The organism is Microbulbifer sp. MCCC 1A16149 (genome assembly GCF_050368945.1).
In the GTDB taxonomy this organism is placed as follows: Bacteria; Pseudomonadota; Gammaproteobacteria; order Pseudomonadales; family Cellvibrionaceae; genus Microbulbifer.
Genome location: NZ_CP185959.1, coordinates 2,108,602 through 2,124,649, shown reverse-complemented (window position 1 = coordinate 2,124,649; position 16,048 = coordinate 2,108,602). Strand labels below are relative to the sequence as shown.

Below are 16,048 nucleotides of genomic sequence, written 5' to 3'. Positions count from 1 at the left end.
CCAGTAGAATGGCGCCCATCACCAACTCAAGCCTCAACTCAGTACAGTCTCTTGCCTCAAGGATTCCTCCTCACTCGCCACGGCTTTGACCAGCGCGGCAGCACCTGCATCCACTACTGGCTGGCCACGCCCGAGGGCCCGGTCAAGCTGGTTATTGAAGGCGAGCGCCCGGTCTTTATGGTGAGGGTGGTAGACCGCCCCCAGGTGACCGAGGCGCTGGCCGGCGTGCCTTACGATTGGCAGCAGCTGGGCTTCCAGACCTTTGGCCGCGAGGAAGCGGCCATGCTGTATTTTCCCACCATCGACGCCCACCGCCGCGCCCAGACTCTGTTGATTGATCGCGGCTTGGAGGTTTTTGAGGCGGATTTTCGTCTCCACGACCGGTACCTGATGGAGCGCTTTGCCCGCGGTGGCCTCTACTTTGAAGGCGTGGCCCGGGCCAGAGACGGCTATACGGAATATCGCAACGTGCGCCTCAAGGGCGCCGAGGTGCAGCCGGATTTCACGGTGTTTTCCCTGGATGTGGAGTGCTCCGGCCAGGGAGAGCTGTATTCCATCGGTCTCTACGGCCATGGCGTGGAGGAGGTGTTGATGGTGGGCAAGCCGGAGGCCGCCGATACTACCATCCACTGGGTGGACGACGAGCGTGCGCTACTCCAGGCGCTGGAGTCCAGGATCCAATCCCTCGATCCGGACATCATCATCGGTTGGGCCGTGGTGGACTTTGATTTTCGGCTGCTGCTGAAAAGGGCAGGGCGCTACGGACTGCGCCTTAAGCTGGGGCGCGGCGGCACCGATGCGCGCTGGCGGGATGGCCGGGAGGGCAACCAGGGCTTTGTGACACTGCCGGGCCGGGTAGTACTGGATGGCATCGATGGACTGAAGAACGCCACCTACAGCTTTGAAAGCTTCAGCCTGGAGTTCGTGGCCCAGACGCTGCTGGGCAGGGGCAAGGATACCGAAGACGTGGACAACCGCCTGGCCGCGATTGAACACGACTTTCGCCATAACAAACCCAGGCTGGCCGCTTACAACCTGGAAGACTGCCGCCTGGTCTGGGATATCTTCCAACACACCCGCTTGCTGGATTACCTGCGCCTGCGGGCCCAGCTCACCGGCCTCGAGCTTGACCGCAGTGGTGGCTCGGTGGCGGCCTTTACCAACCTCTACCTGCCCAAACTACACCGCAGCCGCTATGTGGCGCCCAACCTGCCGGTCGACGGCGGCCTCGCCAGCCCGGGCGGTTATGTAATGGACTCCCGGCCGGGCCTGTACGACAACGTGCTGGTGCTGGATTTCAAGAGCCTGTATCCAAGCATTATCCGCACCTTCAAGATCGATCCTATGGGGTTGATTGAGGGGTTGGCCGAGGATCAGGCGGATGGCGATGCCATTCCCGGTTTTCGCGGCGCGCGCTTTTCCCGTGACAAGCACTTCCTGCCGGACATCATCACCAACCTCTGGGCCGAGCGCGACATCGCCAAGCAGGAGCAGGATGCCGCCCGCTCCCAAGCCATCAAGATCATCATGAACTCCTTCTACGGGGTACTCGGAAGTGGCGGTTGTCGTTTTTACGACACGCGCCTCGCCAGCTCCATCACCCTGCGCGGTCACGAGATCATGCAGCAGACGGCCCGCTGGATTGAGGAGATTGATGGAGGGAAACACCAGGTCATCTACGGCGATACCGATTCCACCTTTGTCTGGCTGAGCGGCCAACCCAGCCCGGAGGAAGCGGATGCGATCGGCAAGGGCCTGGCGAGTGAGATCAACACGCGCTGGCAGAACAAGCTCAAAGACGAGCTGGCGTTGGCGTGCGAACTGGAGCTGGAATTCGAAACCCACTACCAGCGTTTTCTGATGCCCACCATTCGCGGCTCGGAGGCGGGCTCCAAGAAGCGCTATGCGGGATTGGTGGTTAACGGTGATGAGGAAAAGCTGGTATTCAAGGGCCTGGAAACCGTGCGTAGCGACTGGACGCCCCTGGCCAAGCAGTTCCAGACCCAGCTCTATGAGATGGTATTTCACGGGGAAGATCCGACCGACTATATCCGCGAGATGGTGGAGAAAACCCGGGCAGGGAAGAAGGACGAGCAGCTGGTGTATCGCAAGCGGCTCCGACGCAAGCTGGAACAATACGTAAAAAACGTGCCGCCCCAGGTGCGCGCGGCGCGCATGGCCGATGAACACCGCCGCCAGCAGGGGCTGGAACCCCGCTACCAGAACAAGGGCTGGATTCACTACGTGATCACCCTCAACGGCCCCGAGCCAGTGGACTACCGTCAGTCACCGATCGATTACCAGCACTATATCGACAAGCAGCTCAAGCCCGTGGCCGATGCCATTCTGCCCTTCATCGACCTGGATTTTGACAGCCTGGTGGATGGCCAGCTGGGCTTATTCGGCGCTATAGACTAAGGGTCGACATCTAAGCCATTGAACAGAGTGCCGCGAGAGAGAGGTGTTCGTCGCAGAATTTTCCTGCAAGTGAATTTCGGCGCATGTCTGGTTTTCTGATGCCGGAGTTAAGTTAACCCCGAACGATTGCTCACTATACTCCCTCCGATTCAACAGTTAGCGGCGAGCTAAAAACGGGAGTGACGCAATGGCTTTGTGGAAACCGGATCCGTCTTTTTACCCTTCGGCAAAAATGGCCATGCAGGCGCCACCGGAACGCCACGCCTATGTCGCCGCATTGAATCCCGGAGGTGGTAAGCCGGACTCCATCTGCGTTGTGGACCTGGAACCGGGGTCTGATACCTACAGCCAGGTTGTGCACACCTTGGAGCTGCCCAATATCGGTGATGAACTGCATCATTTTGGCTGGAATGCCTGCAGTTCAGCACTGTGCCCCTATGCGCCCCATCCCCACCTCGAACGTCGCTACCTGGTTGTACCGGGGCTGCGCAGTTCGCGGATCTATATCATCGATACCAAGCCGGATCCGCGCCAGCCGCAGATCGTGAAAACGTTGGAACCGGAAACGGTGATGGCCAAGTCCGGTTACAGTCGGCCACACACGGTGCACTGTGGCCCCGACGCCATCTACATTTCCGCCATGGGGTCTGCCAATGGTGACGACGGCCCCGGCGGTATCTTTCTTTTGGATCACTTCAGCTTTGACGTGGTCGGTCCCTGGGAACTCGATCGCGGTGACCAGGAACTGGCTTACGATTTCTGGTGGCATCTGGCGGAAGATGTATTGATCAGCAGCGAGTGGGCCAAGCCGTCGCAATTTGAAAATGGCCTGGTGCCGGAGGACCTGTTAGCAAACAAGTATGGGCACCGCATTCACTTCTGGGACCTGCGAAAACGAAAACTGAAACAGTCCGTCGATATCGGTGCAGAGCACCAGATGCTGCTGGAGTTGCGCCCGGCCCACGATCCCACCAAGCACTATGGTTTTGCCGGTGTCGTGGTCAGTACCGAGGACCTGTCCGCGTCTGTGTGGACCTGGTACCGGGAAAACGACGAGTGGCAGATGAAAAAGGTCATCACCATTCCGCCCGTGCCTGCTGACGAGGCGGACCTGCCGCCGGCGCTAAAGCCCTTCAAGGCGGTGCCGCCACTGGTGTCGGATATCGACCTGTCCCTCGACGATCGCTTTCTCTATGTGGCCTGCTGGGGGATCGGCGAACTGCACCAGTACGATGTATCGGATCCGTTTAATCCGAAATTGACCGGCAAGGTAGAGATCGGTGGCATCGTGGCGAAAAAGGGACACCCGAAAAAAAGCGGACCACTACTGGGTGCGCCGCAGATGGTGGAAATCAGCCGCGACGGTCGGCGGGTGTATTTCACCAATTCGCTCTACAGCAGCTGGGACGACCAGTTTTATCCGGAGGGGATGACTGGCTGGATGGTGAAAGTGAACACGGATCCCGATGGCGGTATGAGTCTGGACCCGGACTTTTTTATTGATTTCGGCACTACCCGCGTGCATCAGGTGAGGCTTGAGGGTGGCGACGCTTCTACAGATTCCTACTGTTACCCTTCCTGAGGCAGTCGCACCCTGGCTGGCCGTTATCGCGCTGGGGGCCTTTCACGGGCTGAATCCGGGCATGGGCTGGCTGTTTGCGCTGTCCCGGGGGCTGCAGCAGCATAGCGAAAAGGTCATCTGGGTTTCGTTGCTGCCGATTGCTGTGGGTCACGCCGCGGCAATCGCCGCCGTGGTTATTCTGGTGTTTGCCGGGCTGCAATGGATCTCGCTTGACGCACTGCGCTGGCTGACCGCTGCGCTGCTGCTCGCCTTCGGTCTGTACAAGCTGGGGAATTATTACCGGCATCCGCGCTGGGTGGGCATGAAAGTCGGCAATCGCGACCTGTTTTTCTGGTCTTTTCTGATGGCCAGCGCGCACGGTGCCGGCCTGATGCTGGTGCCCGCGCTGCTGGGCCTGGCCGACACTCACGGCGGTGCCCATTCAGGCCATCACATGGACGTGTCCGGCAGCAGTAACCTTGTGCTGGCGGTCGTATTACACACACTGGCGATGCTGCTGGTCATGGGCGCTGTGGCCTGGATCGTCTACCGCAAAGTGGGGCTCGCGGTGCTGCGGCGACAGTGGATTAACTTCGATTTGATCTGGGCCATCGCGCTGCTCGTGGTAGGGGCGATCGCTCTGTATATTGCGCTGGCGCATTGATCTGGCTGAGCGGTCGACCCAGCTGTGGCGCGAATGCCCGATGAACGCCGCCAGCAGGGGCTGGCACCCCGCTACCAGCACCAACTCGACCGGAAACTCTAGCCGATGCCAAATTGCCCTTCATAGACCCGAATTTTGACACTCTGGTGGATGGTCAGCAGGGCCTGTTCGCGGTGTAGAATGCCTCCCTCGCTCATCACCGGAGAACACGCGCTATGACCACTTCCCTCGACTTCTATCCAATCGGCACCCCCGGCACACCCTGGGGTGATGCGGAGCGGGCCGAATGGCTGTCGCGACAGACCCGCCAGCGCAGCTACGAGTCTGAGGTGGTCAGCAAGATTGAGGGTCTGCGTGATCGCTTCGATGTGGCAGAGTACGGCCGTCTGGAATACGGCGATGAGCGCTTTCCGTTGTTGGCGATCCGCAGCCGCGACTGGAATGACGATCTGCCGGTGGTGCTGGTGACGGGCGGGGTACACGGCTATGAAACCAGCGGTGTACACGGCGCGCTTGAGTTTGTTGATCAGCATGCCGCGGACTACGCCGGTCGCGTCAACCTGCTGGTGGCACCCTGCATCAGCCCCTGGGGATACGAGCGCATCCACCGCTGGAACCCGAACGCCATCGATCCGAACCGCTCTTTCTACGAAAACAGCCCGGCGGGAGAGTCCGCCGCGCTGATGCGACTAGTAGCGCCGGTGGTTGATCGCGTGGTGATGCATATCGACCTGCACGAAACCACCGATACCGACGAAACCGAGTTCCGCCCCGCACTTGCCGCCCGCGACGGCAAGCCGTTCACGCCGGGTGGCATTCCCGATGGCTTCTATCTAGTGGACGACAGCGAGAACCCGCAGCCGGAGTTTCAGCAGGCCGTCATCGCGGCAGTAGAGAAGGTTACCCATATCGCCCCGGCCGATGACAACAACGAAATTATCGGCTCGCCGGTGGTTGCCCGCGGTGTTATCGAGTACCCGCTCAAGAAGCTGGGCCTCTGCGCCAGCGTCACGAATGCAACCTACAAGACCACCACCGAGGTCTATCCCGATAGCCCCCGCGCCACGCCCGAACAGTGCAATACCGCTCAGGCGGTTGCCGTGTGTGCGGCGATCGATTACGCGCTGGCGCACGGCTAACAGGAATATGAAGTCGGCGAGGCGGCTGGCAGGTCGCCTCCGCCGACGATCAAAAGAAGATCTATGAAAGTACCCAAGAGATTACAACCGCTGGTCGACGACGGCATGATCGACGAGGTCATGGCGCAGTTGATGAGTGGTAAGGAAGCACAGGTGTATGTGGTGCGCTGCGGCGATAGCTTGCGCTGCGCCAAGGTCTTCAAGGAGGCCAAACAGCGCAGCTTCAAACAAGCGGTGCAGTACCAGGAAGGCCGCAAGATGCGCAACAGCCGCCGCGCGCGGGCGATGTCGAAGAAGACCCGCTACGGCCAGAAAGAGCAGGAACAGGCCTGGCTGAGTGCCGAGGTCGATGCGCTGTATCGACTGGCGGCGGCCGGCGTGCGTGTTCCCGAGCCCTACGGCTTCGTCGACGGTGTGTTACTGATGGAACTGGTGGCCGATGACGAGGGCTATGCGGCCCCGCGGCTGGATGACGTCACGCTGACTGCGGAGCAGGCCCGCGAGTATCACGGCCAGGTGATGGCCGACGTCGTGCGGATGTTATGTGCGGGCCTGGTACACGGCGACCTGTCCGAGTTCAACGTGCTGCTGGACCGCGATGGCCCGGTGATCATCGATTTGCCCCAGGCGGTGGATGCGGCCGGCAACAACAACGCCGCCATGATGCTGCAGCGCGATGTCGACAACATGCGCGCCTACTTCGGCCGCTTCGCCCCTGAACTATTGGCGACCGATTACGGCCGGGAAATCTGGGCGCGGTATGAAGCGGGTGAACTGCACCCGGAAATTACTCTTACCGGAGTGTTCGAGCAGGACGCGAGCAGCGTCGACGTCGCGGACCTGATGGCCGTCATCGACGATGTTCGCGAAGAACAGGTCGAGCGTATGGCGCCGGCCTGGGAGGAATAGGGCCAGGTGTTGGCGCATCGTTGAGGCGGGGCAGCAGCGAAACGCGCTGAATTGTTTTTCTGGTGCTACTTCGTATGGGGAGCCGTCGGGGTTTCAGCAGCGGCGGGCCACACCAGGCCCGCGCGTATCGCCACCAGTAGAACGACAAACGACATTTCCAGTGCAAGGAAGACGCCGATGGGGTGGTCGGGTACGCCTTGTATCAGCAGGTAGATCAAATAGAGCGTGGCGAGCAGGTTGCTGGCCAGGGTGATGCTGAGCGCGTAGCCTCGCGCTTGCCATAGCGGCTTGCTGAGCAGGATATTCAATACGGCGGTGCCGGCGAGCATCGCGCCGGGCAGTATCAGCAGCAAGCGTCGGATCAAGTCATTATCCTCGCTCGTTATCTGCGACCACACGGCGACGAAGTGGCCGTTGGCACCGAGGGTGAGCAGGGCACCAAGAAGCAACGCGCTGACTGCGGCAAGATTGTACAGGGGGTTGCGCTGTACACCCTCTGTAGAACTAGAAGCCGACATCGTGTCCTCCGGCGGTGGCCAGACCGCATTCATAGGCAAACACTACGGCCTGGGCGCGATCGCGCAACCCCAGCTTGGACAGCACACTGGAAACGTGGGTTTTTACGGTGGCCGGGCCAATAAACAGGGCCGCGGCAATTTCCGCATTGCTCTTACCTGCGGCAATCGCTGCCAGCACTTCGCGCTCCCGCGTGGTCAGGCGCTCCAGACGCTCCGCCAGGTTGTGGCCGGTTCCCAGTTTTTGCGCGAACTGGCTGATCAGGCGCTGGGTGATATCCGGTGAGAGCATGGCGCCACCATCGGCAACGGTGCGCACCGCTTCGACCAGTGACTCGGGGGGAATATCCTTGAGCACAAAGCCACTGGCACCTGACTGCAGGGCGCGGAATACGTATTCGTCGGGATCGAAGGTGGTGAGGATGATCACCCGGCAGGTTTTGTTGCCGGGTTCCGTTCCTTCCTCTGTTTGTAAGATGCGCGCGGTGGCTTCCAGCCCGTCCATCTCCGGCATGCGGATGTCCATCAGGATGATGTCCGGCAGGTGCGTGCGTGCGGCTTCGATGGCGGCAACGCCGGTGCCGGCTTCGGCCACCACTTCAATATCGGGCTCGTTGTCCAGCACCAGAGCAAAGCCGCGCCGCACCAGTGCCTGATCATCCACCACCATAATGCGTATCATCGGGCTCTCCCTTCTTTCGTCGGCAATTGTGCAGACACTTCAAAGCCACCCTCATCGGTCGCGGCAGCGTGAAGGTGGCCGCCGAGCAGTTCCGCTCGTTCGCGCATACCCGCAATGCCGTGTCCACCGCCTGGTTGTTCATCAGCTAGTTGTTCACCACCAGGTTGCTTGCCGCTGCTGTCCCCGTCGTCGCGCACAAAAATCGCAAGCTGTTCCGGGGCAACGCGCACGCGCACTTGCACGCTGGCTTTGCCGCCGACGTGTTTAATCACGTTGGTTAATGATTCCTGAATGATGCGATAAGCCGCGAGGGCGACACGGGCAGGCACGTTCGCAAGCTCGCCGTGGGTTTCATAATCCACCCTGGCTACGACCTGCCGCACCTTTTCGATCAGGGCAGGGATATCGCTCAGATCGGGTTGTGGGGCAAGTTGCGACGCGTCACTGGCCGGGCGCAGTACGCCCAGTAAATGCCGCATCTCTGACAGGGCGTGGCGGCCAGCGGATTCCACCGCCGCCATGGCCTCACTGGCTGCCTCGGGATTGTTGCGGCAGATGGTCCTGGCGGCGCCGGCCTGCACGGTCATCAGGCTCACCTGATGCGCCACCACGTCGTGCATTTCGCGCGCGATGCGGGTGCGTTCGGCCGCTACCGCGCGCTCAGAGTCGGCATTGCGTTCCCTCTCCAGGTATTCGGCGCGCTCTTCCAATAAACGCAGGTATTCGCCGCGAAAGCGCAGCCGCCGACCGATGTGCCACAGCGCCCATACCAGCACCAGCGCTATGGTGCCTTCGGCGGTCAGCTCAATCAGTAACCGCTCATCGAGCACCACGTAAGCGAGCGCGCCCAGTACGCCGATCACACTGGCCCGGCCATTGGCTTCGTATCGGCCAAGGCTATAGAGCGAAAAGGCCAGGGCCACGATGCCCTCGGCAGGCAAGCCCAGTTCTAGCGCCAGCGTGGCTCCGAGTACCACGGCGTGCGTCTGCCATGGGTGGGTGCGGCGCCACAGCAGGGCGAAACAGCCAATGAAGGCACATTGAAAAGCCACTACATCCCACAGGTTTCGCAGGGCTAGCACTTCGTTTGCGCCATCGTGCGACCACATCAGCAGTGTCAGGACGAAGGCGCACAGGGCGATGAGCAGGTCGGTCAGCTGTGGCCAGCGCGCGAAAGGCCCGCGAAATGGCTGCCACACCGGCAGCTTCGGTATCTCGGGGCTGGCACCGGCGGCATGCGAAGCCTGCGGAATGTGGGACGGAGATTTCATTCCCGAATGCTAAACCAGGCCCCACCAGCTGTCATGAGTCTTGCGGGGGAGGACACAACACGGCCATCTCCCTCCTTTGGGGGAGGCCAGATTACTGCCTGTGGCCGATGTGTGGGCTGGGGAAAAGGCGGAGCATATCCGCCAGACACTTTCAGCCAAAGATCGTGAGGGCCGCGCGCTGCGCAATGTGAGCCAGTGAGGCGCGGGCCCCGTTCCATCAACGCAGGGAGAATAACGATGAATGACGCTGTACTCAGCACAACAATGCGCCGCCCATTCGATACACGGCGGGCCGTCCAGCTGACGGCGACAATCTGGTTTGGTATTGCGGCGGTGGGCCACGGGATATTCCTCGCCTATATTCTTGCCGTCTTTTTTCCACCGATTGCCCAGTCCGGGCTGGCTGGTCTACAGGACCTCGAGCACCTTCCGGCGGGTTTTCGTGAGGGCGATATGCTTGGCAACCTGGCGGCGGTGGCGCACGTGCTACTGGCGGCAATTGTGATCGGTGGTGGTCCACTGCAGCTGATTCCTGCGGTGCGCCACCATGCCCCGACGTTTCACCGGTGGTTGGGGCGCAGCTACTTGCTGGCGGCCGTGATTAGCAGCGTGGGCGGGCTGTATATGATCTGGACCCGGCATTCCCTCGGGAACATGGTGTCCCAGGTCACCATCTCGATTGACGGTGTGCTGATTCTGGTATTTGCGTTCATGGCGCTGCGTACTGCCATGGCCCGCCGCTTGGCAGAACACCGCCGCTGGGCGTTGCGCCTGTTTATGGCGGCGAGCGCGGTGTGGTTCTTTCGTGTGGCTTTGATGGGTTGGGCGACGCTGACCGGTGGTTGGGGAATTGACTGGGAGACCTTCACCGGGCCGTTTGTGTACGCGCTCGGCGCTGGGCAGTACCTGCTCCCTCTGGCCATGCTGCAATGGTATTTCCATTGCCAGAGGCGCGAAGCTGGGCAGGGCACGCAGCTTGCTTTTGTATCCACTCTGGTGCCGCTCACCCTGTTTATGGCCATTGGTATTTTTGCTGCCACCATGGGTATGTGGTTGCCGAGGATGTAAGCGAGCCAGCCTTTTTTCTAGGGAAGGTAGTTCTATGTGCGGTGGCTTTACGCTCGAATAGTTATAAGGAACTGGCACCTTACTCATACACGTATCACTAGACTTTTAGCTGCGTATTTGTCCCTGAGCAGGAGCGTCTGATGAACGTGAAAGCACTGACCTTTGCAGGCTTACTGGTATTGGCCTTATCTGCGGCACAGGCGCAGTCGGTCGGTTCCAAAGCGGTAACACCGGATACTTTCATCCGCGCGGAAACGGACAACATGTATGCGGCAATGATTGAGAACGCCGGCGGGACGAACACGTTTTTTCATTTTCGGGAGCCTACACCGCTCGATAAACAGACGGTGGTGCGTATGAACCGCGATGTGCTCTATTCTGGTGGTGTATTCGATGCCAAGGATGGTATCACTATCAATTTTCCGCAGCTTCCGGACGATCGGTATGCCTCCGTCTACATTATCGATAATGATCACTATGTAGTGGACATCATCCATGAGCCCGGCACGCATACCGTAAAGGGCGATACCCGCTTCCTGTACGTGATCGTCCGGATTCAGTTAAAAGACCCTGCCAGCGAGCAGGACGTCGCACTTGTGAATAGTCTGCAAGACCAGTTCAAGGTGACTTCCAAAACCGGTGGAGACTTTCCCGGGTTTCTATGGGACCGGAAGTCACTTGATGCATTGCGCAGTGAATACGAAGAGGGCAGCAAAAAGTTCGATAGCTGGGCCGGAATGATGGGTAAGCGCGGGGAGGTAAACGAGGAAACCCGCCACTATGCGGCGGCAGCGGCCTGGGGGCTTCTTCCTGAGTATGAAGCCACATACCTGAACTATCTGCCTCCTTCAGCGAGTGCCGACAAGTGTTATTCCGCACGCTATCAGGTGCCTGAAAACGAAGGGTTTTGGTCCATCACCGTCTACGGCAACGACGGCTTCATGAAGAGTGATAACAACGTTTTCAATGCGGCGAACACCGAACTGAATGACGATGGTACTTTTACAGCCTATTTCGGTTCCGAAGCGGCCTGCGGAAAAGTCGCCAATCGTGTCGATACCAGCGATGGCTGGAATTTTCTGTTTCGTATATATCGGCCTGGAAAATCTGTGCTTGATGGCTCGTATACCCTGCCTGACGTGAAAGAGGTAGACCGGAACAATGGATAGGGCTGGTCGGTTGGGTTGAGAGTTGCACCTGACCGGCTGTGGCAAAACATGGCGAGACTGACGAACACGGAGCGGGATTATGGCGCCGTCGCCATACTGCTCCACTGGCTGATGGCGGTATTGCTTATCGCGCTCACCGCCCTTGGTGTGTATATGAGCGGCCTTCCGGATGTCGGGTTCGACAAGACAAAGCTGACGCTGATCGTGTATCACAAGGAGTTCGGTATATTGGCGTTGGGGCTGGCGATGTTGCGACTGGCATGGCGGGTGACCAATGCCTTACCGGCGCTGGTAAAAGAACTTCCCGATTGGCAGAAGGTGACGGCGCGGTTTGTGCACCTGTGCTTTTACGCCTTGATGTTTGCCTTACCGATCAGCGGTTGGTTAATGTCTTCCGCCGCGAGTATTCCGGTGTATTTCTTTGGTGTCCGATTGCCGGATTTGATTCCGCACAACGAGTATCGCTTCCAGTTATTGATCGAGGTGCACAAATGGCTGGGGTATGCCTTGATTGGCTTTATTCTGCTACACGCCGGTGCTGCATTGCGGCACCACTTCATTTCCCGGGATAACACTCTGAAGAAAATCCTGCCCGGCCCTAATCGGTAATGCCAGGGGTTATGGCATTTGTTCCAGAGCAAACAGCGCTATCTGTCGCAACGCATTCGCAGCGGCGTCGTTGGCTGCCACTACGCCCACATCTGGGGATTCCTGCAGTATGGGTTCCCGTAGTGAAATGCTTCTGCTCGCAATGATTCGATTTGAGGCGCCCTCAATAAGCTGTACCCGGAGGGAGAGATGGAACTCCGCTGGTGTGGATGTGTAGTCCTGCGCAAATTCTACGATCTCTGTATGCAGCGCGAAATTGTGGGGGCCGAAGTAGGGTGGTGTTGCTACCGCTTCAAAGTAGTTTGTGTTTTCCAATGTCCGGGCCAGTAACGGAAGGAGCATCTGTGCCGGTGTTGCTCCCCATTGGTGGTGGCGGTAATAGCCAACCTGATGTGGCTCTGTGCGATACGCCATGCGGATGGTGTCGTAAACGGGATTGATGCCGGGGGGTAGTATCAACAACGTTACCGGATGGCTTTGCCGCAGGGGGACTTCGCGGGGAAGCTTGTCAATTACGGCTACCCGGATGTCACTTTCCACCGGCGAGAACAATGTACAGCCGGAGATCAATAACGCGGAAGCCAGCACCACAAGGCGTATGGCAGTACTGGCATGAGGTAGCACGCTCCCATACCCCCGTTCACTCATTCGGTTTCGCCTGGGCCAAGGGGCGGGGGCGTGCTGCCGCGCAGGAGAACGGCCGGATTGCGGTTGATCTTGTCTGTAAGGCGCGTCATGGAATTGGTCAACTGATTCAGGGTCGCCATGGTGCGGTAGGCCTCGGGCAGCACCTGCAGCTGGAGTGCATTGACGGACTGGTTGCTTGCCTCCAGCAGCGGGCCGAGTTGGCCGCTTGCGTGTTCGGTATTAGTGATAATCGTATTGAGCCGCTGCTGGTTCCCAGCGAGCATCTGGCTGACCTGCCTTAGCGCGTGAACGGTATCGCTGCTTGAATCCAGCAGCGGGCCGAGCCGGCCACTGGCGTGCTCGGTATTCGCGATGATTGTACTGAGCCTTTGCTGGTTCTCTGCAAGCATCCGGGTGACTTGCTGCAGGTTGCCGACCGCCTGCTGGAAGGCAGCAATGGTGTCTTTATCCAACAGGGTGCGCAGCAGTTCGGTCAGCGATTGTACGTTCTGGTTGACCTGGCTGATGGCGGTATCCAGGTTGACCGAGCGGGAAGGGGTGTTGGGTATGCGCGGATAGCGTGCGCCAGGGGCAGTGGTAAGTGGGCCCTTATCGGTACCCGTGTTCTCGAGCAGCACATAGACATAGCCGGTGAATCCGCGGGTCGCGAGTCCGCGGGCGGTAATGGTGGCGACGGTTGCCTTTGAAACAGGCGCGTCGTTTTCGACATCCAGCAGGATACGAACGGAACTGGGGCCGGTGAGTTCCACCTCGGTGACTCTGCCCACGTCTACCCCGTGGAACTCCACCGGGGCACCGGCAATCAGGCCGGATACGGAGTCTTCGGTGAGGATCTGATAGGTCGTGAAGCGGCCGGCGGTCTGGTAGTACCAGATCGCACCCGCGATGACGCCCGCGAGCACCATGGCCGCGAAGACCCATCGTGCCCGGCTCGCAGTGCTGGTCGTCATAAAAGACCCCTCCGACGGTGAGATCGGCCCGAGTTGTGGCCAGTCCAAGTCTAGATCAAATTATCGGCGGCTAATTGGCTAACCCGGCGGGGGCGGTGTGGGGCGGATAAGGGGGGAATGCGGGCAGTTTAGAGTGAGCGACGAGCATGGCCGTCGGTTCGCCGGCAATAAAAAAGGGCGGAGATTCCCGTCCTTCTTCAATTAAGCTGCTGTCTGATGATCGGCGGACGGCTGGTTCAGGTCGATAAACTCGTTGATCTTGTACTGTAGATAGATCGAGTTGAAGAAGAAAGTCAGGATCGGGCTCAGCGTGTAAGTCGAGCCGGTGCTTTTGCTCATTAGGTCCTGCAGGCGATTTTTGACCTTGAACAGACAGGTAAGGTAAGCCACCAGATACCCGATGTTCGCCAGCAGGAAAATCCCTTCCATCTCCGGGAATGCGTACTCCGCCAAAAAGGTGAGCGCGTAGAGTGAAACCATTGCAACAAGCCAGGCGGACGCGATCTGATTTTCATGGATACGGTTGGCGGTCTGGGCGCGGGTAAAGGTCCAGTAGATGGGGTAAATGCCCAGCGTGATGATAGTGAGTAAAAATACCCACCAGGCACTGAAACGCTGGAAGTTACCCGAGATCATATCTTCCGTAGTCACTGTGAGGTCGGAAGTCGGCGCGCTATATGGATTGTTTTCCATGTCAGAGAACTCCTGTGCTCTTATTTTTGTCGTTTAAATACGCACAGCAAGATTACCATGTGGCGCGAAAATTCGAATCGCTTTTGGTGTTGGTTGTTTATTGAGCAGGATTTGCGCGGGCTTCAGGTGCCTATGACTTCAGCGTTGAGTGTGACCTCGGAATTTAGGGAGTTGGTCACCAGGCAGCTTTCCTCGGATTTCTCCAGCAGCTTGTGCGCCTTTTCCATATCTGTGCCTTCGGGCACTTCCAGTCGGGCGTTGATGGTAAACGCCGTGAAGCAGGTCTTGCGCCCGTCCTTGTCCAGCGTTCCCGTGGCATTACATTCCAGTGTCGTCCACTCCAGCTTGGAGTGCTTGGCGATGGCGCGAAAGGTCAAGATGAAGCAGTCCGCTACCGCCGCCACCAGCAAATCCTCAGGGGACCAGCGGTCTCCCGGGCCATCGAACTGAACCGGGGCTGCCGAAGCGATCGGTTCGACACCGTCTGCGGTAAGGGACACTTCGCCCTCATAGCCCGCACTGGCAGTCACCTGATAGTGGTGGGGAAAAGCTTCCATGGAGCCTCCGTAGCATAGGTTGGTAAGGGCTTTTAAATTACATCAGAGTAGTGTCGTTGCCATACGATGACCACGTACCATATACAGTGCGATAGATTCGTCAAAGGTCCTATTGTGGGAGCATGAAGCGGTTAGTTTTTCCGTCGATAATGCATTAGCACAATATCTCGCCCCTGTTTCTCGTAAGTATGGAATCGATCCACGATGGCGGAAGGCTGGCCCGCGGGTGCGACTTCGCTAAACCCGAGGGAAGCATAGAATGGCACCAGATGCCGGTAGGGGAAGGTATAGGTCTGTGTGTCGTACTTTTCGGCCATGCTCTTCAGCAGCAACCGTGCAACGCCGCGACCCTGCCAGTCCGGCGCCACGGCAACGCCCGCCAGTAACTGGCTGTCTGTCAGCTGTCGCAGGCATCCGCAGGCGATGATGCTATGCTGCCCATCCCTGACCACTGCGCAGGGATCGTGTCGCTTCGCCTTACCGCGAAACTTGTACGCACGATAGAATTTGTTGGCCAGTGGCATCTCCGCATCCGAGAGCCACTGCATTGAGAGAGAATCTGTCCCCAAAGCATCACTTGCCATTATCTATGCCGCGCCAAGTCTGTCCTACCTGCCAACGCCCACTCAATGTCTGCTACTGCAGCGCGCTGGTCCATATTCCCAATCGAATCAGGGTGCTGATCATACAGCACCCCCTGGAGCAGAAGCACCCGTTCAACACCGGGCGCATGGCGCAGCAGTGCCTGGATAATAGTGAATTGATTGTGGCCGAGCATCTGACCGACGACGCGTTGGCGCAGTTGTTACGGCCCAATTCGGCGCTGCTCTACCCGTCCCTTGCCTGGCTGCCGGAAGTGGAGCAGGTGGCACGGGGCTCAGCACTCGCGGCGTCACTGGAGCAGTTGGTGGTAATCGATGCGAATTGGAAAAAGTCCAAAAAAATCCTTCATCTGCACCCGAAGTTGCAGCAGTTACCCCGGGTCAGCTTTGAGGGGAACTTGCGTTCTGGTTATCAAATCCGGCATTCCTCGATGGAAAACAGCCTGTCGACCATAGAGAGCATCGTGATGGCGATGCAGCAGCTCGAATCGGACCGCGATTTCCAGGCAATGTTGCGGCCCTTCGCCAGAATGATAGAGCTTCAGACCGAGTGTGCAGCGCCTGCTCCAGACAGGGAATGACTGCGCAGGCTT

At 58.9% G+C, this 16,048-nt stretch carries 17 protein-coding genes; 9 read left to right on the top strand and 8 right to left on the bottom strand.

The genetic code is table 11. The features are described 5' to 3' along the window. Window positions 1-51 precede the first annotated feature (51 nt). The 5 genes from ACONT6_RS09020 (at window position 52) to ACONT6_RS09000 (ending at window position 6,691) form a co-directional block, all read left to right on the top strand. Window positions 52-2,418 (top strand): DNA polymerase II, encoded by a 2,367-nt coding sequence (locus ACONT6_RS09020; RefSeq protein WP_428821373.1) that lies wholly within the window; start codon window positions 52-54, stop codon window positions 2,416-2,418. 187 nt (window positions 2,419-2,605) lie between these two features. Then, window positions 2,606-4,000: a selenium-binding family protein gene (locus ACONT6_RS09015; protein WP_428821372.1), complete on the top strand. Its 1,395-nt coding sequence runs from the start codon at window positions 2,606-2,608 to the stop codon at window positions 3,998-4,000. Next, window positions 3,960-4,643: a hypothetical protein gene (locus tag ACONT6_RS09010; RefSeq protein WP_428821371.1), complete on the top strand. Its 684-nt coding sequence runs from the start codon at window positions 3,960-3,962 to the stop codon at window positions 4,641-4,643. Before ACONT6_RS09015 ends, ACONT6_RS09010 begins: the two co-directional genes overlap by 41 nt. A 215-nt stretch (window positions 4,644-4,858) precedes the next feature. Continuing rightward, on the top strand, window positions 4,859-5,782 hold the full coding sequence (locus ACONT6_RS09005; protein ID WP_428821370.1) for a M14 family metallopeptidase: 924 nt from the start codon (window positions 4,859-4,861) through the stop codon (window positions 5,780-5,782). A 63-nt stretch (window positions 5,783-5,845) separates the two neighbouring features. Further along, entirely contained in the window at window positions 5,846-6,691 is an 846-nt protein-coding gene (locus ACONT6_RS09000) for a PA4780 family RIO1-like protein kinase (RefSeq protein WP_428821369.1), read from the top strand. A 65-nt stretch (window positions 6,692-6,756) separates the two neighbouring features. Here the strand turns inward: ACONT6_RS09000 and ACONT6_RS08995 are convergent, their stop codons facing one another. From ACONT6_RS08995 to ACONT6_RS08985, 3 genes are read right to left on the bottom strand one after another with little or no spacing between them, the layout of a single operon-like run. Further along, window positions 6,757-7,209 carry a hypothetical protein gene (locus ACONT6_RS08995; RefSeq protein WP_428821368.1) on the bottom strand — a complete coding sequence of 151 codons (453 nt, stop codon included), beginning with the start codon at window positions 7,207-7,209 and terminating at the stop codon, window positions 6,757-6,759. Further along, window positions 7,196-7,888 (bottom strand): response regulator, encoded by a 693-nt coding sequence (locus ACONT6_RS08990; protein ID WP_428821367.1) that lies wholly within the window; start codon window positions 7,886-7,888, stop codon window positions 7,196-7,198. The genes ACONT6_RS08995 and ACONT6_RS08990 overlap by 14 nt, the downstream gene beginning before the upstream one ends. Next, window positions 7,885-9,159, bottom strand: a complete 1,275-nt coding sequence (locus ACONT6_RS08985) for a sensor histidine kinase (protein ID WP_428821366.1) — start codon at window positions 9,157-9,159, stop codon at window positions 7,885-7,887. The genes ACONT6_RS08990 and ACONT6_RS08985 overlap by 4 nt, the downstream gene beginning before the upstream one ends. Before the next feature lie 237 nt (window positions 9,160-9,396). Between ACONT6_RS08985 and ACONT6_RS08980 the strand changes: the two genes are divergently transcribed. The 3 genes from ACONT6_RS08980 to ACONT6_RS08970 all read left to right on the top strand — a co-directional run bounded on the left by ACONT6_RS08980 (window position 9,397) and on the right by ACONT6_RS08970 (window position 12,005). Continuing rightward, the gene (locus ACONT6_RS08980; RefSeq protein WP_428821365.1) at window positions 9,397-10,227 is read left to right on the top strand and encodes a DUF2306 domain-containing protein; all 831 of its coding nucleotides are present in this window, start codon (window positions 9,397-9,399) and stop codon (window positions 10,225-10,227) included. Window positions 10,228-10,367: 140 nt separating this feature from the next. Next, complete coding sequence (locus tag ACONT6_RS08975) at window positions 10,368-11,396, top strand: DUF1254 domain-containing protein (RefSeq protein ID WP_428821364.1); 1,029 nt, start codon at window positions 10,368-10,370, stop codon at window positions 11,394-11,396. A gap of 48 nt (window positions 11,397-11,444) precedes the next feature. After that, complete coding sequence (locus ACONT6_RS08970; RefSeq protein WP_428821363.1) at window positions 11,445-12,005, top strand: cytochrome b; 561 nt, start codon at window positions 11,445-11,447, stop codon at window positions 12,003-12,005. A 9-nt stretch (window positions 12,006-12,014) separates the two neighbouring features. On the opposite strand, the gene ACONT6_RS08965 is transcribed toward ACONT6_RS08970, so the two are convergent. From ACONT6_RS08965 to ACONT6_RS08945, 5 genes are all read right to left on the bottom strand, one after another. After that, window positions 12,015-12,629, bottom strand: a complete 615-nt coding sequence (locus tag ACONT6_RS08965; protein ID WP_428821362.1) for an ABC-type transport auxiliary lipoprotein family protein — start codon at window positions 12,627-12,629, stop codon at window positions 12,015-12,017. A 20-nt stretch (window positions 12,630-12,649) separates the two neighbouring features. After that, window positions 12,650-13,603 carry an MlaD family protein gene (locus tag ACONT6_RS08960; RefSeq protein ID WP_428821361.1) on the bottom strand — a complete coding sequence of 318 codons (954 nt, stop codon included), beginning with the start codon at window positions 13,601-13,603 and terminating at the stop codon, window positions 12,650-12,652. A 201-nt stretch (window positions 13,604-13,804) separates the two neighbouring features. Further along, entirely contained in the window at window positions 13,805-14,296 is a 492-nt protein-coding gene (locus tag ACONT6_RS08955) for a DUF4234 domain-containing protein (protein WP_428821360.1), read from the bottom strand. Window positions 14,297-14,418: 122 nt separating this feature from the next. Next, window positions 14,419-14,853, bottom strand: coding sequence for an OsmC family protein (locus ACONT6_RS08950; RefSeq protein WP_428821359.1), 435 nt, complete (start codon window positions 14,851-14,853; stop codon window positions 14,419-14,421). A 131-nt stretch (window positions 14,854-14,984) separates the two neighbouring features. Further along, window positions 14,985-15,401, bottom strand: coding sequence for a GNAT family N-acetyltransferase (locus ACONT6_RS08945; protein ID WP_428821358.1), 417 nt, complete (start codon window positions 15,399-15,401; stop codon window positions 14,985-14,987). Window positions 15,402-15,442: 41 nt separating this feature from the next. On the opposite strand from ACONT6_RS08945, the gene ACONT6_RS08940 reads away from it, so the two are divergent. Then, window positions 15,443-16,036 (top strand): tRNA-uridine aminocarboxypropyltransferase, encoded by a 594-nt coding sequence (locus tag ACONT6_RS08940; RefSeq protein ID WP_428821498.1) that lies wholly within the window; start codon window positions 15,443-15,445, stop codon window positions 16,034-16,036. Window positions 16,037-16,048: the final 12 nt, after the last annotated feature.